Raw genomic sequence first — 24,647 nt, 5'->3', positions numbered from 1 at the left:
GCTTGGGAGTCGGGCTAGCGGCTGGCGGCAACGGCCTGGCCCAGCGCCGCGGTCTTCTGCTCGATGCCGGCGACCAGCGTGTCGAAGGACTTCTGGAACGATGCCAGGCCCTCGCTGAGCAACGTGTCAGTCACGGCGTCGAGCGAGATGCCGAGCGACTCCAACTCGGTGAGCAGGGCCTCGGCGGCATCCACGTCGGCATCCACCGTGCGCGCCGTGACGCCGTGGTCCTTGAAGGCCTCCAGCGTGTTCGGCGGCATCGTGTTCACCGTGTGCGGGCCGATGAGCGCCTCGACGTAGATGGTATCGCGGTAGGCCGGGTTCTTGGTGCTGGTGCTGGCCCAGAGCGGGCGCTGCACCTGCGCACCCTTCGCCGAGAGCGCGGCCCAGCGCGCACCAGCGAAGCGCTGCTGGAAGAGCTTGTAGGCGCGCTTGGCGTTGGCGATGGCGGCCTTGCCCTTGAGCGCGTCGGCGCGCGCGGCATCGAGCGTGCCCGCCTTCACCATCGCATCGAGCTTGGCATCAATGGCCGTGTCCACCCGCGACACGAAGAACGAGGCCACGGAGGCCACGTGCGCGAGGGGCTTGCCGGCGGCGGCGCGCGCTTCGAGCCCGCGCAGGTAGGCCTCGATCACGCGATCGTAGGCCTGCACGGCGAAGAGCAGCGTCACGTTGACGTTCATGCCATCGGCGATCAGGCGCTCCAGCGCCACGCAGCCGGCCGCCGTGCCCGGCACCTTGATCATCACGTTCGGGCGATCCACCGTCTTCCACAGGCGGTGCGCCTCCTCGACCGTGGCGTCGGCGTCATCGGCCGCACCCGGCGAGACCTCGATGCTCACGAAGCCATCCTGCTGCTTCGAGGCGTCGTAGACGCCGCGGAAGGCATCGCAGGCCACGCGCACATCGTCCGTCTCCACCAGCTCGAACAAGTCCCAGGCGCTGCGACCCGCGGCCGACGCCTTGAGTTGCGCGTCGTAGGCCGTACCCGAGGCGAGGGCCTTCTCGAAGATCGTCGGATTCGACGTCATCCCCGTCAGCGCCTCGCCGGTGATGCGGTGCGCGAGCGTGTCGCCCTGCAGCAGGCTGCGGTCGATGAAGTCGAGCCAGATGGACTGGCCGGCGGCGTGGAGCGTGTGGAGGGGCGTGCGGGGCGTGGTCATGGCAGGGAGTGCGTCGGGTCAGGAAGGCGGGGCGGGCACCGATAATTTACTATGGTGATGGCGGAGGCATTCGTCGTCCTCCAGATTCCCGCTCTTCGCCCCGCCCAAGTGGACCTCCACGAGCCAAACACCACACCCACGATCTCCGCCCGGACGCTCACGGAGTCCACGGGTGGGCTGCGTGCACGACTCAGTCGGTCCTGGCGCCGGATGCCGTTGACGGCGCAGTTGGGCGCGCTGGGGGCGCTGGTAACGCTGGCGTGGTTCCTGACGGCTCGCGTCGCCGCCGACCGCGTGGAGGCACAGACTGCCGCCCGCAATGAGCAGCTCAACCTGCTGCGCGCCGCCGATGGTGCCACAGCCCGCCTGTTAACGGCGGCGACCGGCATGAACTCCGCCCAGCGCGGCTTCGTCCTCGGCGGCGGCGAGGCACTCGCCGTCCGCTACGAGATGTGGCGGCGCTCGTTCGAGCAGGATGCCAACCTGCTGCGCGAGTATCTGCCGACGCTGGGCAGCACGGCGGTCGATCTCGACCGGCTGGTGAGCGCCGTCGAACAACTGGATCGCGAGGTGGGCACGCCGAACTTCACGGCGTATCGCCTGCGCGGCGACGCGGCCTTCGGCCCGGGGACGCCAGGGCGCGCCCGCCAGGATGAGGCGACCCGCATCTACGACGAAATCCGCTTCACCCACGGCCAGCTGACGCGCGACGTGCGCGAGGCCATTGTCGAGACGCAACGGCAGGCAGAGCTGGAATCCGCGCTCGAGGAGTGGGAGAACTTCCTTATCCGCATCGCGGCGGTGGCGATCTTCCTGCTGCTGCTCGTGTTGCTCCTGCGCGTGGTGGGCCGGTCACTGGAGCGCGTGATTCGCGGCGCCGAGGCCTTGGACGCCGGCAACTACGAGGCCGCGCGCCTGCCGCACGTGCACACCGCGCCGAGCCGGGACATGGCGCGCCTGGCGCTGACCTTCGAGCGCCTCGCGCAGAGCATCGAGACGCGCGAACGCCAGTTGCAGAGCGACATCGAGCAGCTCAAGGAGCTCGAGCGCCTCAAGACCGACTTCGTCTCCACGGTGAGCCACGAGCTGCGCACGCCCCTGACCTCCATGCGCGGAGCCCTCGGCCTGATGCTTGGCGGCGCCAGCGGCGATCTCAATCCGAAGGGCCGCGATCTGCTGCGCATCGCGCTGACCAACACGGACCGCCTCATCCGGCTCATCAACGACATCCTCGATATCGAGAAGATCGATGCCGGGCACGTGAGCATCCGCCGCGACCAACTGAAGATTGCGCCGCTGCTGGAGTCGACGATCGCCGGCCTCGACAACTTCGCGCACGATGCGGGCGTGACGCTCAGCCTGGCACCCGTGGCGCGCATTCCCGTGAATGGCGACTCGGACAGGCTCACGCAGGTGTTCACCAACCTCATCTCCAACGCGGTCAAGTTCTCGCCCAAGGGCAGCAGCGTCGAGGTGGCTGCCACCGAGGCGGCGGGCGAGGTGCGGATCACGGTGCGCGACCACGGCCCCGGCATCCCATCAGAATTCGCCTCACGGATCTTTGGACGCTTCCAGCAGGCCGGCGGCGCAGCCTCGCGCCGCAGCGGCGGCACGGGCCTGGGGCTGGCGATCTCCAAGGCGATCACCGAACTGCACGGGGGGCGCATCGGCTTCCAAGACGCGCCGGGCGGGGGCACCGTGTTCTGGGTGGCGCTGCCCGTGGCACCCCGCGCCCCGGAAGGGGCACTCGAGGGTCACGGCGTGTTGATCGTCGAGGACGATGAGTCGATGCGGGCCGTCCTCAGCGCCTTGATCGAACCCTTCGCCCGCCCGATTCCCGCGGGGGATGCGGTGGCGGCACTCCGCGCCCTCGAGACCGACCAGGTGCGGGTGATCATCCTCGACACCGGACTGCCAGGGATGGACGGCCTCTCCTTTGCGCGCAAGCTGCGCCAGGACCCGCGCTTCCGCACGCTGTCGATCCTGCTCTACTCCGCGACCGGGTTTGCGCCCGAGGACCTCAAGGACTCGGGCATCCGCATCGCCGACGCGTTCGTGAAGACGCGTGATACGGAGGCATCGCTGGTCGATCGCGTGCGGCGCGAGCTGCAGGGGCTGCCGTAGCGCCAGTCCGTACCGCCGCTGGTCACTCGCGCCGCCGGACGCGCCCGCGCCCTACGCCGCCTTCTTCGCCGTCCCGATCCCCGCGCGCGTCATGCGCCCCCAGGACTCGTTCCCGCGCAGGAAGTTGTAGAAGCCCTGCAGGCGGAACAGCACCGTCATCTGCCGATAACCCAGGCCCTCGATGACGGCATACCAGATCAGGCGCACTAGGTCGGCCGGACGACCGTAACGGCGGAACGACGCCTCCTCAAGCACGATGGCCCAGACCGAGAGCAGGGTGCCGAACCCCACGGCCACGGCCAGGAACAGCAGCGCAAACTGCCTGTCCACGAGGCCCACCGAGAGTCCCAGCGCCAGCCCGACCCAACCCACCAGCTCGACCAATGGCGCCAGCATCTCGCCGAAGAAGAAGAAGGGGTACGCCAGCATCCCGGCGGCACGATAGCGCGGATTGAAGAGCATCACGCGGTGCGCCAGCATCGTGCCGATCAAGCCGCGGTGCCAGCGTTCGCGCTGCCGCCGCAGCACCCGCAGGTCGGAGGGCACCTCCGTCCACGCCACCGGGTCGGGGATGAACGGCAACTCGGCCTCGATGCCGTGCTCGTGCAGGTAGCGCTGCAGGCGCACGCAGAGGTCCATGTCCTCCGTGACATTGCCCGTGCGATAGCCACCGATGGCGAACAAATACTGCTTGCGGAACAGTCCAAAGGCCCCGGAGATCAGCAGATTGCCGCCGAGCCAGTTCCACGCGAGTCGCCCGAAAAGGAAGGCGCGCAGGTATTCCACGGTCTGGCAGCCGCCAAGCCACCGCGAGTCCACCCGCGCCTCGACGACGCGCCCGAGCTCCACCACGCAGTTGTTGGCCACCCGAATCGTCCCGCCCACCGCGGCGACGTTCGCCCCGAGCAGGAATGGCCGCGCCAGCCGCACGAGCGCGTCCGGCTCGATTAAGGTGTCGGCATCGACGGCCACTACGAAGGGATGCCGCGCCGAGTTCATCGCGGCATTCAGGGCATCGGCCTTGCCGCCATTCTCCTTGTCGAGCACAAGCAGGCGCGCGTGGCGCCGCGAGCGATAGTAGGCCCGCACCTGCTTCGTCGCGATGCGCACGGGAAACGCCGGCGGCACCTCGTAGAGATCGAACTCGCGCATCATCACGTCCATCGTGCGGTCGCGCGAGCCGTCGTTCACGACCACGACCTCGAGGTGCGGATACTCAAGCGTCAGGAACGAGAGCACGCTGGAGGCAATTGTGACTTCCTCGTTGTGTGCGGGCACCAGCAGCGACAGCGGCGGCAGCGCCTCCGACGAGAGCAGCCGCCGAAGGTGCTCGTCGGCCGAGAGCCGCCAGTGCTTCCAGAGCTCGGGGATCGACATCACCAGCAGCAGTGCGTACCCGGTGTTGAGCAGCAGCAGATAGACCAGCGCGGAGCGGTCGGTCCAGAGTACCAGCGTCGCCAGCGCGTCCACCACGGCGGGACTCACGTGTCGCCCAGCTCCAGCACGGCGCCATCGGAGAGGCCGGAGACCATCGTCGCCATCTCCCGGGCAAAACGGTCCGTTCCCTCGCGCGCCGCCCGCAGGGCCGCACGCCCCCGTTCGCCCAACTGGGCCAGCGAGACGGCCGCACGCAGTCGCACCTGCCACACCTCGTCGGCGAGCAGCGGCACCAGCGCGGGCACCGATGCCGGCGAGCCGAGATGCCCCAGGCCCCGGGCCGAGAGGGCGCGCACCGACGCATCGGAGTCCTTCAGCAGCCCCACGAGGCCGCGGGCGGCGTCGGGCCCCGGGTGCCGGGTCAGCGCCTTCGCCACGGCACGCCGCACCGCATCGCCCTCGTGGCGAACGTGGGCCAGCGAGGCCGTGATGGCGGTGGCATCGTCGAGTGCAGCCGCGAGTTCGATCCAGGCCGCCAGTTCGGACGGACGGCCACCATTGGCGATGCGCGTCGAGAGCGCTTCGCCCGCGCGCCCGCCGGTCTGACGCAGCACCGTCGTCACGTACTGCCGCACCACCTTCGGCAGCGTGAAGATCCCGTCCACCACGCGTCCCAGCATCGCGGTGTCCGCCACGCGCGGCAGCGCCGACGCGGCCGCCACCTGCACCGCCGGGTGCTCGTCGCGCAGCAGCAACGCGAGTGCTTCCTGCTCGCGCGGCGTCCCGACAAGCGAGAGGGCGCGCGCGGACTCGAGACGCCGCCACCAGAAGCGGGACCGCCACTGCGCGATCGCCCGCGCCATCCACCGCTCATTGCGCAGGGCCAGCGAGAGCTCGTCCTTCTGCGACGCCGTGATGGTCTGCCGCGCCAGCAGCGACAGGTAGCCCACCGCCGTCCCCGAGGGCAGATGGCCGAGGGCGCGGACCAACGGCTCAGGGTGCGCGCCCGAGACGATCCAGTTCCGGAGCGGAACGGCGAGTTCGGCCTGCCCGGCCAGAAACGCCGCCCGTCGCGCCATGTCATAGCGGCGCCGGATCAACAGGAACAGGAACAGGAACAGGAGGAACAGTGCCTGCACCAAGGCCATCACGCCAAAGATGACCGCCGCGTTCACTGTGTCATCGCCCCCGCTCGCCAGCCCACGATCTTGGCCAGCAATACACGGAGACTCAGCGGTTTCACCAGGTAGTCCAGCGCCCCCGCTCGGATGGCGCGCAGTTGGTCCGCCTCGGTCGCATGCACCGACGCAAACACGACGCGGAACACGCCCGGGCGCTCCACGCGCAAGCGCTCGAACACCGAGAATCCATCGAGGCCGGGCAGGTCCACGTCCAACAACACAATCGGGCTGCGCCCCTGCACCCGCATCGCCGTGAGGCCGGCGAGGGCCGCCGGGCCGTCGGCATAGCGCACCCAGGTGAGGCCGCGCGCCGAGAGGGCAAAGGACACCAGGTCCGCCAGCGCGTCGTCGTCTTCCACGACCACGACATCCGGCGCCACCCCCGCATCCGTCGCATCCCACACGTGGGCGTAAAGCTCGCGCTCGCGCGCCAACTGCCACGCCTCGTCGGCCAGACGCATCAACGCAAGGATGTCGGGCTCGGCGCCCGCGCGGAGCTCGGCGATGCCCGCACACCAGGGCACCAGGTCCTGCGCCGCCGCCTCGCCCAGCACGTCGAGACGGCCGAACACCTCGTCGGCCGGCATTCCGAAGACGGCCATCGCCGCCACCTCATCCCGAAATCCCAGGCGCACCCCATCGCTGCCCAGCGCGCCGGCAAGCAGGCGCAACTCGCGGTGCCAGGCGGCGGACACGCCCAGTCCGTCCACCGGGGCACGAGGCCGGAGCAGCGCGACGGTGACAGGCTCAGCCCGCGCGGCCTGCGCCGACACCGTGGCGCCGAGGACGTGCCGCGCACGGTCGGGCAGCAGGAGTCCCGTCACCGGATGCACCCCCCGCGCAATCAAGCGCTGGCGGTGCGACTCCAGCACGCGCTCAATGCGCCGCATGATCTCCTCGGGCGAGACGGGCTTGGACTGGAAGTCGTCCGCCCCGGCCGCGAAGGCCGCCGTCCGCGTCTCCACGTCCGTCGCCGCAGACATCATGATGATTGGCAGCTCGCGGTAGCGCTCGTCGCTGCGGAGGTCGCGCGTCACCGCGAACCCATCGGCGCCCGGCAGGTTGATGTCCAGCAGCACCAACGAGGGCCGCAGATCATCGATGAGCTGCCGGATGCCGCTGGCGTTGCCCCGCGCCTCCACGAACATCCCCTGTCGCTCGCCCAACATCCGCAGCAACTCGGCCATGTGCTCGTCGTCCTCGATGAGCAGCACGGTGCTGCCGGCAAGCGGCGAGGCGTGGGCGCGCGTCTCCAGCACACTGATCACGTCGCGGGCGTCGGCGCCCAGGTCCACCACCGTCATCCGCTCGCGTGGCGACGGGACCGCCTCCTCCCCTTCGCGGAGCACCACCCACGTGACGTCGAGTGGGACGTCGGGCGCCGCCGATGCGACGGAGACGACTGCCGTGTCCGAGCGCTGCGCAAGAATCGACGCGACATCCGAGGCCTTCGCGACCTCGACACGGTGGCCGCGATGCATCGCCTCCGCCGTCAACCGCGCCTCCACGCCATCTGGCAGCTCCACGAGCACGATGCCGCCGCGGGACGCGCTCCCCGGCAACGACGGCGCCCCATCGGGCTGCAGCGACCCGCGCAGCGCGGAGACAAAGCGGCGCACGATGCTGCCGCGGCGTCCGCGGTCCAACTGCGGGTCCGTGGTCCAACGCACCGCCACCGGCTCCAACGCTGCCGCCAGTCGACTCGTCTCGTGAAACCCGTAACTGCCGGCGGTGCCGCGCACGCGATGCAACTCGCGCCGCAGCGCCTGCACGACCTCCGCCGCGTCCGGTGTCCGCTCCAGCTGCGCGGCGAGGTCGTCGAACGCCCGAATCGTCGGCGCGCTGGACGCCAGATAGCGCTCGCGGAGCTGGGCGAGAACGTCCGTGAGATCCTTCGGCGCGGGCATCGGTGAAAGTTAGGGAGGCAAGGCGCCCGTTGCGACGGGCTCCGCTCTGGAGCGATCATTCCCGCACCATGCGGCTTCTTTGTGCGGACGACGAACCGGACATCCGGACCATCCTCGAGCTCGCCCTCAGTCTCGAGCCTAGCATCGAGGCCGAGGTGCTGCCATCGGGCACGGAGCTCCTAGCCTGCGTCAAGGATCGCCGGCCCGACGCCATCCTGTTGGACGCGATGATGCCGAACCTCGACGGCTACGAGACCTGTCGTCTCCTGAAGGCGGACCCCGAGACGCGCGACATCCCGGTGGTCTTCCTCACCGCGCGTGCGCAGCGCGGCGAACAGGACTCAGCCATCGAGCTCGGCGCGGTCGCCTGCCTCACGAAGCCGTTCGATCCGCTGACACTGGCGGGTGAGTTGCTGCACGTGCTCGGGCGCTAGGCAGACCGCCTCAGAAGGTCCGCCGCAGGTTGAGCCCGAGGGTCGAGTACGCATAGGCGCCGACAGCGGAGGCGGCCGCGCTGGTGCTACGGCCGGCCACCAACTCCAGCGCCCATCGCGAGCCCCACTGGCGGGCCACACGCCCGTCGAGATGCCACTGCGACTGTATGGACAGGGTGTCGATCCGCTGGCCGCCGAGGCCGCCATTCACCGCGGCGCTCCAGCGCGGACCGTCGTGCGACCAGCCCGCTGTCAGCTCCGCCGCGACAAATCCCGGCGGCGAGAAATAGCGCGTGTTGCGCTCGGCAAATGCAAAGCCGCTCACGAAGGCCCCAAGCGAGACGCCGCGCGCGAACCGCCGCGTACCGCGGGCCGCCCACGAGGTCCGGCGATTCCCGTCGCTGTACCCAAGGCCGCCGAGCATCCCTGTGAAGTTGAGCTTTCCCGTCGCGCGCCAGTCGGCCGTGACTTCCCACTGGTCGATATCCAGCTCTAGGGGGACCAGCGCAGCGATTTCATCGAACGGCCAGCGGGCGAACGCCGCGCCCAGCGTGAGACCGGCCCCAACGCGCTGCTGCAGCCCGACGCGCCCGGTAAGCACCGTGCGCGAGGGAGGCGCCGGGCCGCCGGGCGTCAGCGGCGGCGGGTCGAGCACTCGTGCACCGAGGGTCGCGGTCGCCGCCCCACGCCCGAGCGGCAATCCCAGCGACAGCTCGCCGAGCACGCGGCGCGCCGTGCGCAGCGGATCCGTCGCGCCAAGCAGGCCCAGCGAGGCTCCGAGGCGCATGCCATCACCGACGACCGTGCGCGCGGCCAACGTCTGCCATTGGTTGCGGTTGCGATCGCTGTCCTCGCTCCAGTACTGCCCGGCGTCCACGCGCAGGCCCCGCTGCCGGGCGATGGCCTGACGCAGGCTGCGCAGGTCGGCGTCGCCGCTGTCCTGCGCCGCGGCACGGTCCGCCAGCCGCGAGGCCGAGGCCAACCGCGTCTCCCAGAGGCGCACCTGACCGAGGGCGACCAGCACCCGCACCTCGTTCGGATCGTCGGCGAGCAGGCGCTCGAACTGCTCGGCCGCGGACTCCAGATCCGCGGACCAGGCGCGCACCTGTCCAAGCCCGAATCGTGCGTCGCGATCCTCCGGCTGCCGCGCCAGCACCTCGCGATAGCCTTCCTCGGCCTCGCGCAGGCGGCCATCCCAGGACAGCACCCTCGCGCGCGCCACGCGCACGTAGTCGAAGTCCGGCTCCGGATGCGCCACGATCAACGAGTCGAACCGCAGCAGGGACTCGGGAAAGCGCCGCGCCCAGGAGAGGTAGGTGGCCTCGGTGAAGAGCAGGTCCGGATCGTCCGGAACACGCTCGCGTGCCGCGCGCAGCAGCACGAGCGCCGAATCGATGTTGCTGCTCCACGCCAGCGTCTGGGCAATCCGGAAGTTGGCACGCACCGCGTTGCGGTCCTGCTCAAGCGCCTTGCGATACGCCGCCGCGGCCTCGTCGACCCGACCCAGGCGCCAGAGCGAGTCGCCCACGGCGACCTGCGCGGCCGCGTCGCGCGACGTCCCGCCCACCGCGAGCGACAGGAGCAGTCCGAGGGCCAAGGCGCGCATCACGGATCGGCCCATAGCCGTTGCAGCGCGAAATACGCGGGCTTGAGATACGCGTGCCAGGTTGGCTCCTCCCAACCCTGCCAGGTCCAGGTCGTGAACTGCGCACTCGGCCAGTTGCCGTAGTCGTCGAGTGCCGGGATCGTGCCGAGCAGGTCGGGCCCCGGCCGCAACGCCACTACCGCGAAGCGGAAACCGTCGCTGGGCAAGCCCGTCAGCCGCGACGCGGGGGCATCGGGCTTCAGGCCCAGCGTCTGCATCGCGTCCGTCTCGAACAGGATGCTGCGCGACGAGGGATCGCTCACGTTCAGCATCCCCCAGGGCAAGCGGATCTGGATGATCCCCGCCGCCTGGTCGTACCACCAGTCGGCCAGCGAGTTGTCGGCGGCGCGAGCGTAGACCAAGCGTCCGATGTTGCGGCCCTGCCCACGGATCAACTCACCCTTGTCCGTGAAACGCGGCCGATTCGTGAGCGCGAAGAGCGTGTCGAACACACCGTCGAGACGCGAGACGGAGTGGATGGGGCGGCGGAAGTGCTCGCCGAAGTACGCCCCACCCTCGACCAGGCGTGCCGGCTTGTAGGGGTTGTAGTCGGGCACCACCTGCAGCTGGGCATCGGCAGGACTGCGGAGGTCCAGCAGGAACTCGAAACCCGCAGCGGAGCGAAGCCCGCTCGTCGGCAGGATCTTCTGGCCAAGATCGGCACGGTACGTGTCGATGGCGAGCTGGAGGTTGACCGAGTCCCAGGGAAACGGGCGGCCACGCCACGAGGCCGCCTCGAGCGCGAGGTACACGAAACCCTCGTCGTGGCCCACGCGCAGCGTGACCGAGTCGCGCCCGAGCAGCCGGCCACCCTGCAGGGCCGGCAATGCGCGCCAACGCGCGGGATCGCCACCGGGCAGCGGCGTCGTGCCTTCGGCCCCCGGCCGCAAGGCGAGCAGTCCGTAGTGCTGCTCCGGGCTCATCATGTTGTGCCAGAGCCGCGCGCGCTCGGCGGGATGCTCGAACTCCATCGCAAACCAATTGCGCTTGAACCACTCGTCCATCCACGCGAAGACGATCGCGCCGGCCGCCCCCACTTCCTTGATCTCCGCGGCCAGCCGCACGTTGCCCTCGGCGGCGACCTGTTCGCTCAGCCCCCCGTGGTCCAGGCCCTGCGGCTGGATGTGCGCGTTGCCGCGACTCGTCGGCAAGCCGAATTCCGAAATCACCAAAGGGATGCCGCGGTGCAGGCGCCGGAGGTCCTGCAGATATCCGAAGTAGTTCGAGGGACCGTAGCTCGACCGCGCGGCGCGATAGCCGGGGTCGTAGAGCAAGAAGTCCGGATAGTACGGATAGACGTGGTAGCTGGCGAACCAGCCGGCGACGTTGCGCGCGGTGGTGTGGGCCAGCGAGGGATTCAGCGAGACCCCTTCCTCTTCGTGCAGGGGGCCCTCGGACGAATCCCTGTCGTAGCGCAGGCCGCGAAACTGCATCTGCTGGTCGTACGACGTCTCGGTGGGATGCTCGATCGCGTCGGTGGTCGGCCAGTTGGTGTAGGCGATCGCCCGCTGGCTGTTGTACGTGTCCTCCTCGTAGGTGAGGAGGTAGTCGCACTGCGCGACCATCCAGATGTCCGTCGGTGAGCCCTCGGAGATCACCAGGTGCTGGCCACGAAAGCTGCGCGGCGCCTTGGGGTCCTCGTTGAAGCCGACCACCGAGTACGGCTCCCACTCGCGACCGAGGATGTAGGCGATGGTCCAGGGCGAGACATCCGCGTCGTAGCGACCGGCGGCGCGCCCAGGACGAGGCGCGATGCTCGCGGCGCCGTGCAGCAGGTCCACCACGTCGCGAATCTCGGCGCGGAACTCGTCGTTGAAGCCGGCGTCGCCGAAGTCGTCGCGCGGCGGCAGCTCCGTCCAGACCCCGTGCACGAGATAGAGGGGCCGCGATGCGTGCGCGAGGTTGTAGGCCCGCAGGGCGCGGTAGAACGCCGGCGGCAGGACCGTATAGAGGCGGATGGTGTTTGCGTGCATCGCGCCGATCTGCGTCAGCCACTCGGCGTAGACGCTCGAGTCCGTGGGAAACTCGGCAGGGAATCGGCCAGGAAGCGCCGCCCCGATGTTCACGCCCTTCATGTAGAACGGTTCCCAACGGGCACCACGACGCAGCTCGAAGCCTTCGCCCTGGACCCGAAGCGTCACGTCCAACGACGCGGCGCGACGGCGCACGATCGGCACAGCGGCGCGATCCCACTCCGGCGCGAGGCGATCCAGATTCGCGCGCGCCGATCGGTGCGTGGAGTCCAGCGCCACCACGCGCCGCCAACTGGCGATGGCCTCGGGCAGGGCGCCGCGCCGATACGCCGCAATGGCGAGCCCATCCCAGGCATCGACGTAGGCCGGCGAGCGGGATGAGACTAGACGGAACAGCGAGTCCGCCGCCGCCACGCTGTCCCGGCGCAGCAACGCGAACCCGCGGCCCACCGCCGCGTCATCGCTGCGCGGGCAGGCGCGCAGCGCCGCCGCAAAACGCGCGGCGGCCACGGCAATCGAGTCCGCGCGATACGCCCGCCAACCCAGCGTCGTCAGCGAATCCGATCCCCGTCCGCAGGCGAGCGACTGCGATTGAAGCGTCGGGGCGCCCACCAGCAGCAGTGCCGCCGCGAGGCACACCGACGCCGACCAAGGCCACGCGCGCACGCGCATCCCGTCTTGATGTGTCGAAGCGCCGTCGCGCTGCGTCGTGCCGGTCAGAAGGTCACTGGATGCCATACACGAAAGCTGGTGGGCACCGCAGGTGTGGGCAACGCAACATCGCCCATTGTGAGGCCGGGACTGGTACGCGTCCCGACCTCGCAGGCCGCGCTACGGGGTTGACCAGTCCGCCGCAAGTTCGAGCGTGCCCCAGCGAATGGTCAGCACGCCGCGGGCCGTCGGCGCATCCGCCGGCACCATCGTGATCTGCAGCGACTCCTGCGCCTCATGGAGCGTGCGCGCCCGCAGCGGGATGCGCGCGACATCCCGGCTCGCCTCGTACGAGGTGCCCCACTGCCCCGTGTTCGCGTTGACGATGAGCTTGTAGGCGCCATTCTCGCGGATCGTGTACAGCGAGTACGCGCCCGCTGGGATTCGCGTGCCGCCAATCACGAGGTCGGCCGCCGTCTTGAGCGTGGTGGACGAGTTCGCGCCCGTGCGCCACACGGTGCCGTCGGTCGAGAGCTCGGCCGGCACCGCGCGCCCGCGCGCGTGCGGCTGTCCGTACTCAATGGACACCACCAACGGAGCAGGCGCCGGCGCGCCCTCCGCGCGAGGCGGATTCAGCGGCAACGTGAAGGTGACGCGCGTGCTGAGCGGTGCGCGAAGCGGGCCCTGCTGGGCGGATAGCGGCGCGGCCAGAACGATGGCCGCCGCGGCGAAGGGAAGGAGTCGCATCGACAAGGATTGAGGGAGTAGGCGTGCGCGCCGATGGGGCGCGCTGACGCCGCGAAAGATACCGCCTGTGCTCCGTGCATCGGCGCAGCCTACCGCGGAATCCTCTCCACGCGGCGCGGGGGAGTCTGAGCGTTGGACACTACAGCTGTGTTCAATTATCGGCATATTTGTCTAACTATTTACCTTGACATCTACAATCTCTGTTCATATTTTGAGTAATGAGCGACAATGAAGCTCTCCATCCTGTACGGCTTGTCGCGCAGCGAACGGGGCTCACCCCCGATGTCCTGCGTGCCTGGGAACGGCGCTACGCGGCGGTCACGCCGCAGCGCACCGCCGGCGGTCAGCGCGTGTACACCGAGGCCGATCTCCGACGACTTACGTTGCTAGCCCGCGCAGCCCGGTCCGGACATCAGATCGGCGGTCTGGTACCACTCAGCAACGAGGAACTGACGCGCCTCATCGAATCGGATGAGCGCGAGTCTCGCACGCGCAGCGGGCTCGGCGCCGAGACTCCGGCCGTCGAGTCCTTCCTCTCCACGGCGCTGATCGCCGTCGAGGAGTTCGACGGGGCGCGGCTGGAGCAGACCCTGCGCGCCGCGGTGCTTCGGATGCCTGCCGAGGAAGCGCTCGACGAGGTCGTCGCCCCCCTGCTGTTCACGATCGGGTCCCTGTGGCACAGGGGACAGCTGTCTCCCGCCAACGAGCACTTGGCGACGACCACCATTCGCCGCGTGCTGCACTGGATGACCGATCCCGCCGCCGCGCCGGCCGGCGCGCCGACGATCGTGATCGGAACCCTCGCCAACCAGCTGCACGAACTCGGCGCGATGCTGGCGGCCACGACCGCCGCCGGCAATGGCTGGCGAGTCGCCTACCTCGGACCAAATCTTCCCGCGGCCGAGCTGGCCCGGGCGGCGCAGTTCGCGAAGGCGGACTGTGTGGCGTTGTCCATCGTGTACCCCGTCGACGACCCCGCCCTCGCGTCGGAGCTGCGCGCGCTGCGCGAGCTGCTACCGCCGAAGGTGGCGCTCGTGGTGGGAGGCAGCGGCGCCAGCGCCTACGGCCCGGTGCTGTCCGACATCGGCGCGGACACGATCAGCTCGCTTGGTACGCTGCGCCAGTGGCTGCGCGCGCGGGCTGCGCGCACGCGCCGCTAGGACGCGCCGCTAGCGCGACATCCCGTCGAGCGTCGCAATCGTCGCCGTGCTCGGCGCGCGCTCTAGCTGCAACCGCGCCGCCACCCGCTCCGCCTGCTCGAACACACGCAGGATGTTCTCGCCCGCGAGCTTCTTCAGGTCCGCGTCGCTCCAGCCACGGCGCGCGAGCTCGGCGAACAGCCGCGGATAGCTCGAGACATCCTCGAGGCCCTCGACCACCGAGTCGATGCCGTCGAAGTCGCCACCGATGCCGACGTGGTCCACGCCCGCCACGTTGCGGATGTGCTCGATGTGGTCTGCCACCTGCGACAGCGTCGCCTTCGGCTGATCCGTCACGAAGCCCGGCACGAAGGTCACCATCACGACGCCGCCGTTACGCGGCAGGCGACGCAGGATGGAGTCGGGCACGTTGCGCGAATGGTCCCGGAGGGCGCGCGCATTCGCGTGCGACCACATCACCGGCGCCTCGCTCACGTCCAGCGCCGCGCTCATCGTGGCTGGCGAGGTGTGCGAGAGGTCCACCAGCATCCCGAGGCGGTTCATCTCACGCACGACTTCCTTGCCGAAGGCCGTGAGCCCGCCGTGCCGCGGATTGGCGATGTGCGCATCGGCCCAATCGAGGTGCGCGTTGTGCGTCAGCGTCATGTAGCGCACGCCGAGGTCATAGAACGCGCGGAGGGCGCCGAGCGAGTTCTCGATGGCGTGGCCGCCTTCCATTCCCATCACCGATCCGATCCGACCACGACGGAAGGCGTCGCGGAACCCGGCCGCCGTCGTGATGGGCTGCAGCGCGTCGGGATACTTGGCCATCACCCGCCGCGCGATATCGATCTGCTCGAGCTGCACCTTGGCATAGCCCTGGCGCGCGATCGACGTGTCGCCGGGGATGTACACGGACCAGAACTGTCCGCCGAGCATTCCGGCGCGCAGCCGTGCGAGGTCCGTGTGCCCAGGCGTAGTGCGCCGCAGGTCATAGGCCTCGACATCGTGCGGGGCCGTCTTCGACTCGCGGATGGCCCAGGGGAGATCGTTGTGGCCGTCGATCAACGGCGACTGGCGCAGCACGCGCTCGGCGCGCTCCAGGTTGGGATCTTTCCGGCCGGCCTGCTGGCTGGCCAATGACCGGACAGAGAACGGGAGCGCGACGAGCGCGGCGAGGGCAAGCGGGAGGGCGGGATGAGTGCGCATCCCGCAAATCTACCCGTTACTTCGCGGGGCGCACCCCGCAGGTATTGATGCCAAGCATCGCGTAGAGCGGGCACCAGCCCATCGCGGCCGTGCCGAGCGGGATCAGGCCGAGCCAGCCCCACGGAGTCTGCGGGCCGACGAAGACGATCGCGATCAAGCCGATGCCGAGCAACGCGCGGAGCGCGCGGTCGATGCTGCCAGCGTTGGTGGTGAACATTGGATCCTCCTGAATGAAAGGCGCCCATGTCGGTGGACGCGGCGCGGGCGAACGGAGACCTGCTGTCGTTCGAATCCTCGTGCGCAGCGGCCGGTTCCGCTAGCAGCCGACTCCTGACGGGCCGTGCGGGAGAACCCTGACGTGCCCGCGCCGTATATTCCCCGACGCTCGAGTCCCCTGACCTTCTTGAGGAATGAACGGAATGCGCAGACTCCTGACCGCCCTGTTGCTGGCACCGCTGCCGCTGGCCGCGCAAGAGACCCCATCGCCGATTGCCCGGATCGTCGTGCTGCCCGTGCAGAAGTCCGTCGCCGTGGGTGACACGCTGCGGCTCAGCGCCGAGGCACGTGATGCCGATGGGCGGGTGATCAGCGGCGTGCAGTTCCGGTTCGGGCAGCAGGGCGCGCGCTTCGAGGGCAGCCTTGATCCCTCGGGCCTCGTGACCGCCGGTTCGACGGGCATCCTTCCGGGTGCCGTGGCGGCGATCCTGCCGGGGCAGCGGCCGGTGGTCGAGCGCTTCGAGGTGCGGATGGTGCCGGGTCCGGCCGCGCGCATTGCGGTGCAGCCCGCACCGACGCGCCTGGCGCTGGGCCAGCGCATGCGGTTGACGGCGACGGTGCTCTCGGCCATCGGTGACCGCCGCGACGACCGCGTGACCTGGACCAGCTCCGACGCCAAGGTGGTCACCGTGTCCGAGGCGGGGATGCTCACCGCGGTCGCGGCCGGCCGCGCGACCGTCACCGCGCGCGTGGGCGCCGTCTCGCAGGCACTTCCGCTGCAGATCGTGGCGACGCCTGTCGCGGCGCTGAGCGTCGAGCCCGGCGTGAGTGACGCCCGTACCGGCGACGTGCTCCGCTTCCGCGCCGTGGCGCGCGATGCGCAGGGACGCGCCATCGAGGGCCTCACGCCGGTGTGGAGCATCTCGCCGGGCAACGGTGCCATCGACAGCGACGGAGCGTTCGTCGGATACGAGGCCGGCGCGTACACCGTGACCGCCTCGCTGGGCAACCGCACGGCCGAGAGCGTCGTGACCCTGGCCGCGCGCGATGTGCGTCGTCCGCTTGAGGTCGTCGGCCGCCTGCCCCGCCAGCGCTTCACCACCGAGGAAGTCTGGCTGCACCCGAATGGCGAGGTCGCCTACCTCGGCTCCGGCAGCGGCGGTGACGTGCTCTACGCCATCGACATCAGCGATCCGGCCAAGCCCGTGGTCACCGACTCCATCGTGGCCAACACGCGCCGCGTGAATGACGTGATGACCACGCCCGACGGCAAGTTCCTCGTGTTCACACGCGAGGGCGCGGCGGACCGCAAGAACGGCGTCGTGTTCGCCTCGCTCGAGGATCCGCGGCATCCGAAGCCCATCAGCGAGTTCACCACCGGCGTGACCGCGGGCGTGCACTCGAGCTTCATCTACGAGGACCCGAAGCACGGCCAGCACGTCTTCCTCACGAACGACGGCACCGGCGCGCTGCACGTGCTGAACATCGATGACCCGTACAATCCGCGCGAGGTCGCGCAGTGGAAGACCGAAGCGCGTCCCGACGCCGGCCGCACGCTGCACGACATCGATGTGCAGGACGGCCTGCTCTACGGCTCCTGGTGGAACGACGGCCTGGTGATCCTCGACGTCGGCAACGGCATCAAGGGCGGCACGCCGTCGAATCCCGTGCTCGTCTCTCAGTTCAAGTACGACCTCAATGCGCTGTACCGCGGCGTCGAGGCCGACGGCGGCCCGGGCTTCATCCGTGGCACGCACACAGCCTGGCGCCACAACAACTACGTGTTCATCGCTGACGAGGTCTTTCCTTCCAGCGGCGTGAAGGGCGCCAAGGACGCTGCCGCAGGCCGCGCCTATGGCCGCCTGCAGGTGATCGACGTCTCGAACCTCGAGCAGCCGAAGTCCGTCGCCTGGTACGAGCCCGAGTACGGCGGCGTGCACAACGTCTGGGCCGCCGGCGACTCGCTCTACATCGGCGCCTACAACGCCGGCTTCCACGTGTTCGACGTCTCGGGCGAGCTGCGCGGCGACCTGCGCGCGCAGGGCCGCGAAATCGGGCACCTCAACACGGCCGACATGGACGGCCGCGTGCAGAACACCGCGATGACCTGGGGCGTGGTGGTGCGCGATGGCCTCGCGTATGTGAATGATATGTATAACGGGCTGTGGATCGTGCGCATCCAACCGAAGACCGGCGTGGTGCCGTGACGCCTGTGCGTTTCGGTGGCGGCGCAATCGCTGCGATGGGGTTGCTGCTCGGGGCGATGGCCTGTGCGCCGCGCCCCGCCGATCAGGCACGGCTGGAGCCACGCATCCTCACCGAGGGCGCGCCGGACACGGCGCGTCTCTCGCCTCGGATGCTTCCTGAGCCTTCTCCCGTCGAGCGCGAGTATGTGGCCTACGTCGTCTCCGAGTCCGTGGACGAAGTCTCGCGCATTGTCTTCGGGCCGCAGGGTGCGCGGCTCGACAAGGTCGTGCCGGTCGGCATCTCGATGACCGACCCCGACGGCCCGCACGGCGTCGCGTTGAGCCCCGACGGCGAGTTCTACTACGTCACCACCGCGCACGGCATCCCGGGCGGCGATCTCTGGAAGTTCCGCCGGGCCGACGACACGCCGCTGGGCCGCATCACGCTGGGGCCATTCCCCGCTACGGCGCAGGTCAGTCCCAACGGCTGGTATGTGTGGGCGGTGAATTTCAACCTGCACGGCGAGATGGTCACCTCGTCGGTGTCGGTGGTGGAGACCGGCGCGATGATCGAAATCGCGCGCGTCGAGACCTGCACGATGCCGCACGGCTCGCGCCTGAATCCTGCGGGCACGCGGCACTACTCCGCCTGCATGATGGACGATGCGATGGTGGAGATTGACGCCGAGCGCTTCGGCGTCACACGCCATTTTCTGCTCACCGGCGGCAAGGAGCAGGGGCGCGATGGTGCACCGCCCAAGCGCAGGCTCGCCGATGCCGCGCACGCCGGCCACGATATGGGCGGGCACGGCCTCGAGCCCCCAAAGCCCGGCGATGTGAGTTGCTCGCCGACCTGGGCGCAGCCCTCGGCCGACGGCACACGCATCTGGGTGGCCTGCAACAAGTCCAGCGAGATCGTCGAGGTGGACGTGGCCTCGTGGTCGTTGCTGCGGCGCATTCCGGCCGGCCCCGGCGTCTACAACCTCGCCGTGACGCACGACGGCCGCCTGCTCATCGGCACCAACAAGCGCGGCCAGTCCATCTCCGTCTTCGACACGCAGAGCGGCCGCGAGCTGGCCCGCATCCCGACATCGAAGCGCGTCACCCACGGTGCCGCCGTGACCAGCGACGACCGCTACGCCTTCATCACCAACGAAGGCGTCGGTTCGGAGAAGGCGACGGTGGACGTGATTGATCTGCGCGCGCTGCGGGTGGTCGCGACGGTCGAGGTCGGGCAGCAGGCGGGAGGGGTGGACGTGCTCAAGTAGGAGGACGGAGGGCGGAGGACGAAGGACGGAAGCAAACGGCAAACGGCGGCGCGAATCCTTGGACTCGCGCCGCCGTTCACTTCCGTCCTTCGTCCTACAACCTTCGTCCTAGTACCGGTAGTGGTCCGACTTATACGGCCCATCCACCGGCACGCCGATGTACGCCGCCTGCTTCTCCGTGAGCTTCGTCAGCTTCACACCCAGCTTGTCGAGGTGCAGGCGCGCCACCTTCTCGTCGAGCTTCTTGGGCAGCACGTAGACCTTCTTGGCGTCGTACTTGGTGCCCGACACCGTCTCCTTGCCCTGCGCGGCGAGGTGCAGGTCGACCTGCGCCACCACCTGGTTGGTGAACGAGCAGCTCATCACGAACGACGGGTGGCCCGTGGCGCAGCCGAGGTTGAGCAGGCGGCCTTCGGCCAGGATCAGCACCGAGTGGCCGTCCGGGAAGATCCACTCGTCGAACTGCGGCTTGATGTTGTTGCGCTTGACGCCCGCCATCTTCTTGAGACCGGCCATGTCGATCTCGTTGTCGAAGTGGCCGATGTTCCCGACGATGGCCTTGTCCTTCATCTTCGCCATGTGCGCCGCGGTGATGATGTCCGCGTTGCCCGTGGCAGTGATGAAGATGTCGGCGGTGCTCACCACGTCATCGAGCGTGGCGACCTGGTAGCCTTCCATCGCCGCCTGCAGCGCGCAGATGGGGTCGATCTCGACGATCACGACGCGCGCGCCCTGGCCCTTGAAGGCCTGCGCCGAGCCCTTGCCCACGTCGCCGTAGCCGAGCACGACGGCGACCTTGCCGGCGAGCATCACGTCCGAGGCGCGGAGGATGCCGTCGGTCAGCGAGTGCCGGCAGCCGTAGAGATTGTCGAACTTCGACTTGGTGACCGAGTCGTTCACGTTGATGGCCGGGAACAGCAGCGTGCCCGCCTGCATCATCTCATAGAGGCGGTGCACGCCGGTCGTCGTCTCCTCCGAGACGCCCTTGATCGCCTTGCCGACGTTGGTCCAGCGCTTCGGGTCCTCCTTGTGCGTCTTGCGCAGGAGGTCGAGGATCACGCCCCACTCCTCGGGCTCGTTGGCCGCGTCGAAGGCCGGGATCTTGCCCGCGGCTTCGTACTCGGTGCCCTTGTGGATGAGCAGCGTGGCGTCGCCACCGTCATCGAGGATGAGGTTCGGGCCCTGGCCGTCCGGCCACAGCAGTGCCTGGTCCGTGCACCACCAGTACTCCTCGAGCGTCTCGCCCTTCCAGGCGAACACCGGCGTACCGCGCGGCTGCTCGACCGACCCATCCTTGCCGACCACCACGGCGGCGGCAGCGTGGTCCTGCGTCGAGAAGATGTTGCAGCTCACCCAGCGCACGTCGGCGCCGAGTTCGGTCAGGGTCTCGATCAGCACGGCCGTCTGGATGGTCATGTGCAGCGAGCCCATGATGCGGGCACCGGCGAGCGGCTTCTTGCCCTTGTACTCGGCGCGCAGGGCCATCAGGCCCGGCATCTCATACTCGGCGAGACGGATCTCCTGGCGGCCCCAGGGGGCGAGGGAGATGTCGGCGACCTTGAACGGCTCGCGGCCGGCGGACTTGGCGGCGTCGAAGGCGTGGGCGTTGGGAGCGATGGCGGTCATTGGCGACTCGGATGCGGGGTGATGGAAGAGCGATAACGGCAGTGGTGAGTCATGAGTCGTGAGTTGTGAGTCGTTCCTCACGACTCATGACTCACAACTTACGACTTCAGTTGTAGCTCAAGCTTGCAGCACCGCGCTAAACAGCGACGGCCCCTTCGCAGCGGTAGCAGACGGAATCGGATGCACCCGCACGGATGCGAACCCCGCTTCCCTCCCCCACTGCTGCACCTGCTCCGCGTCGAAGCCCAGCCAGACGTGTCCCATTGTCTGCCGATACTCGGCGCGGTCGTGCGGCAGCATGTCGACCAGCAACAGGCGGCCACCCTTCGGCTTCAGCGCGCGACGGATGCCGGTCAACACCGCCACCGGTTCCGTCACGTAGTGCAGCACCAGCGACAGCACCGCCACGTCCAGCGCGGCATCATCCACCGGCAGTTCCTCGATGCTCCCACTGCGGAGCTCGACATTCTTCAGCGCCGCCAAGCGGGCCCGCGCCGCCTTCAACATCGCCGGCGACTCGTCGACCGCGATCACGCGGCGCACGAATGGCGCGATGACTTCCGTCAGCTGGCCCGCCCCGCAGCCGAGGTCCCCGACCACGGCATCGGCATCCAACAAGCCGACCAGTGCAAACAACTCGCTGCGTGTCCCGAAGAGCTCGGCGCGCATCTTGTCCCACTGCGCCGCAGAGCTCGCGAAGAACTGCTGCGACCGCGTGTGCCGTTCGGCCAGCACACCCTTCACCCGCTGCGCGTCGCGCGCCGCGGACGGCAAGTCCTCCGCGTCCTCCCGCACCGCCGCCCAGAGCTTTCGGGCCGAGGCGTCGAGTGCCTTGAGGTCGAGCCGATACCGATTGCTGGTGCCGTCCTCGCGGGCGACGAGCCATCCGGACTCGGCGAGCACCTTGAGGTGGCGGCTCACCGTCGACTGCGGGAGTTGCAGCACCGACCGCAACTCGGTGACCGTCAGCTCGTGCCGCTCCAGGAGGAGGAGGGCCCGGGCGCGAATGGGGTCGGCCAGGGCCGAGAGGCGGTCAACGAGAGGCGATCGCTTCATCCGTATATCCGGATGAAAGGTTACACAATCCGCCGCTCAGGTCAAGCCGCGGCCAGGGCCTCGGCGAAGGCGCGCAGGCGGTCCGGATCGAGCGCGCCTGCCGGCCGCAGGCCGGAGCAGATGTCCAATCCGTAGGGCCGAACGCTGCGCACGGCATCGGCCGCGTTCTCCGGGCGCAGGCCGCCGGCGAGCCAGACGGGCACAGGCGACGCCTCGACGATGCGCCGGCTCAGCGTCCAGTCGTGGGTGCGCCCGGTGCCGCCAAGTTCCTTGATGCGCGCGCTGGGGTTACCGGAGTCGAGCAGGATCTCGTCCACGAACTCGGCGACCTCCACCGCAGCCTCGACGTCCGATGCATCCCGCACGTGGATGACCTGCACCAGCTGCGTATCGGGCAACGCATCCCGGAGCCGCGCGAGTTCCTCCTGCGCGACCGCGTCCACGAGCTGCACCGTGTCCACGCCGGCGGCGCGCACCTGCGTGGCGATCTCCGCGGCGAGAACCTTTGGCGTGAGCAGGAATCGCCGCACGCGACCCGCGGTATGTTCGGCAATCTCCCTGATCAGCGCGTCGGGAATCGGTCCTGGGCCACTGGGCATCGCGGCCACCAGGCCGATGGCCGTCGCGCCCGCGGCGATGGCGAGATCTGCCTCCTCGCGGCTGGCCATGCAGCAGACCTTGAAGCGAGTGCGTGGCGTCATGGAACACGGCTCACGAGAGCCGCGAACGAGAGTCGCGAACGCGGGGCGCTCACGTGAGTTGTTCGCGAGCGTCGCTCACGCGCGCCGCTCCAACGTGATCGTTGCATCGCGCAGCGCATCTCCGACGTAGCAGTGCATCCCCACCCCGACCAGCCCGACCCGCGAGAACTCCGCGAGGTACTCGGCCGCCGAGCGCTGATGCCAGTGGCTGCGATCGCCCTCGATGTCGTCGTCGGTGGTGTAGGCCTCGAGATAGGCCACACCACCCAGCAGCCGCGCGATCTCGGTCAGGCCGGGACCAAGCTCGGCATCGGGCACGTACTGCAGGACATCGCAAACGACGATCAAGTCGAAGGGCCCATCAAGTTCCAGCGATGGCAGCGTGCCGACCGAGCCCGCGCGAATGTTTCGCGTGCGTCCGAAACGCTCGACCGCATAGGTGCTCGACTCCACGCCGGTGTACTGCAGCGCCGGCCGCTCTCGTCGGAGATGCTCACGCCACGGCGCCTCGCCACAGCCGACGTCGAGCACGGTCCGGACCGGCCGCTCGAGCAGCGCCTCGGCGACACCAAGGCAAAGGCGCACCTTGCGCGCCACGGCGGCCGGCGTGATCACGCGGCGCGCCGGATCGTGGTACCACTTCTCGAAGTACGCCTGATCGTAGGACTTCATCGGCGTCCAGTCGCGGCGCGTCGCCGAGGGCGCCGAGGCCGCGCGGGGGCACCGCGGCGCACGCAGCGCACGCGACGCACGCGGCCTGAAATCAGACCGCGTTGAGCACGCCGCAGCCCAGCTGCTGCGCGTGGCTCGTGGCGAAGATGCCCGTGGGCATCCGGTAGACGCCGGGAATGAGGTTCGCAAGCACCAGCGCGCGCGCGTCCTGCCGGGGAATTTTGCGATGGTTCGCGATGCGACCCGAGAAGTTCGAGAGCGCCAGGTCGCAGGCCAACACGATCACGCCGCGGCTGATGAGCGTGTCCAGCGCGCCGTCGGGCCAGGTCATTGCATAGCGCGCGCCCGCGGGCACGTTCACGAACGGATTGCGCTTGGCCGGCTCGCCGGACTCCGGATCCTTCTGCTTGGTTGCCTCGGCGAGGAATCCGTCCTCCCACAGGCTGTCGTTCATCACCATTGGAACGGCGCCGTGCCGAATGACGAGCACCGCGCTGACATCCTGGTCCGTCAAGCCGTAGGTCGCGGCGTAGCCCGCAATGAAGGAGCGGGCCTGGTGCAGGCAGACGCCGTCCGATACCTCGTGGGCGTCGAAGCACATCCGGTACTTCCCGGTCACGCGCTCCGTCCAGGACATGTCCCAGTCGCCCTGGGCGGCCGGGGCGGCGGACTGGGCGACGAGCGGGCCAGCGGCGAGCGAGCCCGCGGCAACGAGGGAAGCCTGGCGAAGGAAGTCGCGACGCTGCGTCATGATTCGGCGGGTGGGATGGGAGCGGATTCGCCGACCGGTGCCTCGGTGGCTGCATTGACGCTAGCGCCGGCACGCTCTTCCCGCCACATCAGGATGGCCAGCAGCACGGCGCCGACGGTCACGCCCATGTCGGCCACATTGAAGGTCCAGAAGCGCCACGAGGCGGTGCCGACATCGATGAAGTCCACCACGCCCTTCGCGTGCCGCAGGCGGTCGAGCAGGTTGCCGAAGGCACCGGCGGTGATCAAGCCCAACGCGAGTGGCGTCGCCCATTCGTCCGAGCGCGCCTGGCGGTACAGATAGTACAGGTAGGCAATCATCACGATGGCGATGCCGCTGAACACCGCGCGTGATGCGTCGCCGACGGAGAGGTTCATGGCAGCGCCGGGATTATACGTCAGCGTCCAGCGCAGCCAGTGGCCGACGACCTCTTCCGGCAGGTGCAGCTGCAGTACGGCTTCCGCCCAGCGCTTCGTGGCAACGTCGGCCAAGGCCACGAAGGCGAGCACGGACCAGAACGTGCGGTCGCGGCTGCGGCTCGTGGGCAGGACAACGGGTTCGGCAGCAGTCATCAGTCGGGCAGTAGCGGTTAGGGGCGTCGCGTAACTTACGCAGGCGCTC

At 69.2% G+C, this 24,647-nt stretch carries 20 protein-coding genes; 5 read left to right on the top strand and 15 right to left on the bottom strand.

Annotation, left to right across the window (positions count from 1 at the left end; translation table 11 throughout):
• Positions 1 to 14: 14 nt before the first annotated feature.
• Positions 15 to 1,163 carry a transaldolase gene (tal, locus tag KF709_11645; protein MBX3175060.1) on the bottom strand — a complete coding sequence of 383 codons (1,149 nt, stop codon included), beginning with the start codon at positions 1,161 to 1,163 and terminating at the stop codon, positions 15 to 17.
• A 57-nt stretch (positions 1,164 to 1,220) separates the two neighbouring features.
• On the opposite strand from tal, the gene KF709_11640 reads away from it, so the two are divergent.
• On the top strand, positions 1,221 to 3,287 hold the full coding sequence (locus KF709_11640) for a hybrid sensor histidine kinase/response regulator (GenBank protein ID MBX3175059.1): 2,067 nt from the start codon (positions 1,221 to 1,223) through the stop codon (positions 3,285 to 3,287).
• A gap of 51 nt (positions 3,288 to 3,338) precedes the next feature.
• Here the strand turns inward: KF709_11640 and KF709_11635 are convergent, their stop codons facing one another.
• Genes KF709_11635 through KF709_11625 form a run of 3 tightly spaced genes read right to left on the bottom strand, consistent with a single transcriptional unit; the run spans position 3,339 to position 7,752 of the window.
• Complete coding sequence (locus tag KF709_11635) at positions 3,339 to 4,772, bottom strand: glycosyltransferase family 2 protein (GenBank protein ID MBX3175058.1); 1,434 nt, start codon at positions 4,770 to 4,772, stop codon at positions 3,339 to 3,341.
• Positions 4,769 to 5,839: a HEAT repeat domain-containing protein gene (locus tag KF709_11630; GenBank protein MBX3175057.1), complete on the bottom strand. Its 1,071-nt coding sequence runs from the start codon at positions 5,837 to 5,839 to the stop codon at positions 4,769 to 4,771. The genes KF709_11635 and KF709_11630 overlap by 4 nt, the downstream gene beginning before the upstream one ends.
• Positions 5,836 to 7,752, bottom strand: coding sequence for a response regulator (locus KF709_11625; GenBank protein MBX3175056.1), 1,917 nt, complete (start codon positions 7,750 to 7,752; stop codon positions 5,836 to 5,838). Before KF709_11625 ends, KF709_11630 begins: the two co-directional genes overlap by 4 nt.
• A 68-nt stretch (positions 7,753 to 7,820) precedes the next feature.
• On the opposite strand from KF709_11625, the gene KF709_11620 reads away from it, so the two are divergent.
• The gene (locus KF709_11620; GenBank protein MBX3175055.1) at positions 7,821 to 8,186 is read left to right on the top strand and encodes a response regulator; all 366 of its coding nucleotides are present in this window, start codon (positions 7,821 to 7,823) and stop codon (positions 8,184 to 8,186) included.
• A gap of 10 nt (positions 8,187 to 8,196) precedes the next feature.
• Here the strand turns inward: KF709_11620 and KF709_11615 are convergent, their stop codons facing one another.
• The 3 genes from KF709_11615 to KF709_11605 form a co-directional block, all read right to left on the bottom strand.
• Positions 8,197 to 9,807, bottom strand: a complete 1,611-nt coding sequence (locus KF709_11615; GenBank protein MBX3175054.1) for a tetratricopeptide repeat protein — start codon at positions 9,805 to 9,807, stop codon at positions 8,197 to 8,199.
• Positions 9,792 to 12,542, bottom strand: coding sequence for a hypothetical protein (locus tag KF709_11610; protein MBX3175053.1), 2,751 nt, complete (start codon positions 12,540 to 12,542; stop codon positions 9,792 to 9,794). The genes KF709_11615 and KF709_11610 overlap by 16 nt, the downstream gene beginning before the upstream one ends.
• A 93-nt stretch (positions 12,543 to 12,635) precedes the next feature.
• Positions 12,636 to 13,202 (bottom strand): DUF2911 domain-containing protein, encoded by a 567-nt coding sequence (locus KF709_11605; GenBank protein ID MBX3175052.1) that lies wholly within the window; start codon positions 13,200 to 13,202, stop codon positions 12,636 to 12,638.
• Between the two features lie 218 nt (positions 13,203 to 13,420).
• On the opposite strand from KF709_11605, the gene KF709_11600 reads away from it, so the two are divergent.
• Positions 13,421 to 14,362: a cobalamin-dependent protein gene (locus tag KF709_11600; protein MBX3175051.1), complete on the top strand. Its 942-nt coding sequence runs from the start codon at positions 13,421 to 13,423 to the stop codon at positions 14,360 to 14,362.
• Between the two features lie 9 nt (positions 14,363 to 14,371).
• On the opposite strand, the gene KF709_11595 is transcribed toward KF709_11600, so the two are convergent.
• Together KF709_11595 and KF709_11590 are read right to left on the bottom strand one after the other, a co-directional pair.
• Positions 14,372 to 15,550, bottom strand: a complete 1,179-nt coding sequence (locus KF709_11595; GenBank protein ID MBX3175050.1) for a dipeptidase — start codon at positions 15,548 to 15,550, stop codon at positions 14,372 to 14,374.
• A gap of 16 nt (positions 15,551 to 15,566) precedes the next feature.
• Complete coding sequence (locus KF709_11590) at positions 15,567 to 15,767, bottom strand: DUF2892 domain-containing protein (GenBank protein ID MBX3175049.1); 201 nt, start codon at positions 15,765 to 15,767, stop codon at positions 15,567 to 15,569.
• 202 nt (positions 15,768 to 15,969) lie between these two features.
• Between KF709_11590 and KF709_11585 the strand changes: the two genes are divergently transcribed.
• Entirely contained in the window at positions 15,970 to 17,973 is a 2,004-nt protein-coding gene (locus tag KF709_11585) for an Ig-like domain-containing protein (protein MBX3175048.1), read from the top strand.
• Positions 17,970 to 19,220, top strand: coding sequence for a YncE family protein (locus KF709_11580; protein MBX3175047.1), 1,251 nt, complete (start codon positions 17,970 to 17,972; stop codon positions 19,218 to 19,220). The genes KF709_11585 and KF709_11580 overlap by 4 nt, the downstream gene beginning before the upstream one ends.
• Positions 19,221 to 19,328: 108 nt before the next feature.
• Here the strand turns inward: KF709_11580 and ahcY are convergent, their stop codons facing one another.
• The 6 genes from ahcY to lspA all read right to left on the bottom strand — a co-directional run bounded on the left by ahcY (position 19,329) and on the right by lspA (position 24,598).
• Positions 19,329 to 20,846, bottom strand: coding sequence for an adenosylhomocysteinase (gene ahcY, locus KF709_11575; protein ID MBX3175046.1), 1,518 nt, complete (start codon positions 20,844 to 20,846; stop codon positions 19,329 to 19,331).
• A 117-nt stretch (positions 20,847 to 20,963) separates the two neighbouring features.
• Complete coding sequence (locus KF709_11570; GenBank protein MBX3175045.1) at positions 20,964 to 21,902, bottom strand: metalloregulator ArsR/SmtB family transcription factor; 939 nt, start codon at positions 21,900 to 21,902, stop codon at positions 20,964 to 20,966.
• Positions 21,903 to 21,943: 41 nt separating this feature from the next.
• On the bottom strand, positions 21,944 to 22,603 hold the full coding sequence (locus tag KF709_11565; protein ID MBX3175044.1) for a phosphoribosylanthranilate isomerase: 660 nt from the start codon (positions 22,601 to 22,603) through the stop codon (positions 21,944 to 21,946).
• 75 nt (positions 22,604 to 22,678) lie between these two features.
• A complete protein-coding gene (locus KF709_11560) occupies positions 22,679 to 23,275 on the bottom strand; it encodes a class I SAM-dependent methyltransferase (GenBank protein ID MBX3175043.1) in 597 nt (198 codons plus the stop codon).
• Between the two features lie 91 nt (positions 23,276 to 23,366).
• Entirely contained in the window at positions 23,367 to 24,026 is a 660-nt protein-coding gene (locus KF709_11555) for a hypothetical protein (protein MBX3175042.1), read from the bottom strand.
• Positions 24,023 to 24,598 carry a signal peptidase II gene (gene lspA / locus KF709_11550; GenBank protein ID MBX3175041.1) on the bottom strand — a complete coding sequence of 192 codons (576 nt, stop codon included), beginning with the start codon at positions 24,596 to 24,598 and terminating at the stop codon, positions 24,023 to 24,025. The genes KF709_11555 and lspA overlap by 4 nt, the downstream gene beginning before the upstream one ends.
• Positions 24,599 to 24,647 lie beyond the last annotated feature (49 nt).

This window comes from Gemmatimonadaceae bacterium (assembly GCA_019637445.1).
Lineage (GTDB): Bacteria > Gemmatimonadota > Gemmatimonadetes > Gemmatimonadales > Gemmatimonadaceae > Pseudogemmatithrix.
Note: the sequence above shows the minus strand (reverse complement) of the source record. Positions and strands in the feature narration are given on the sequence as shown.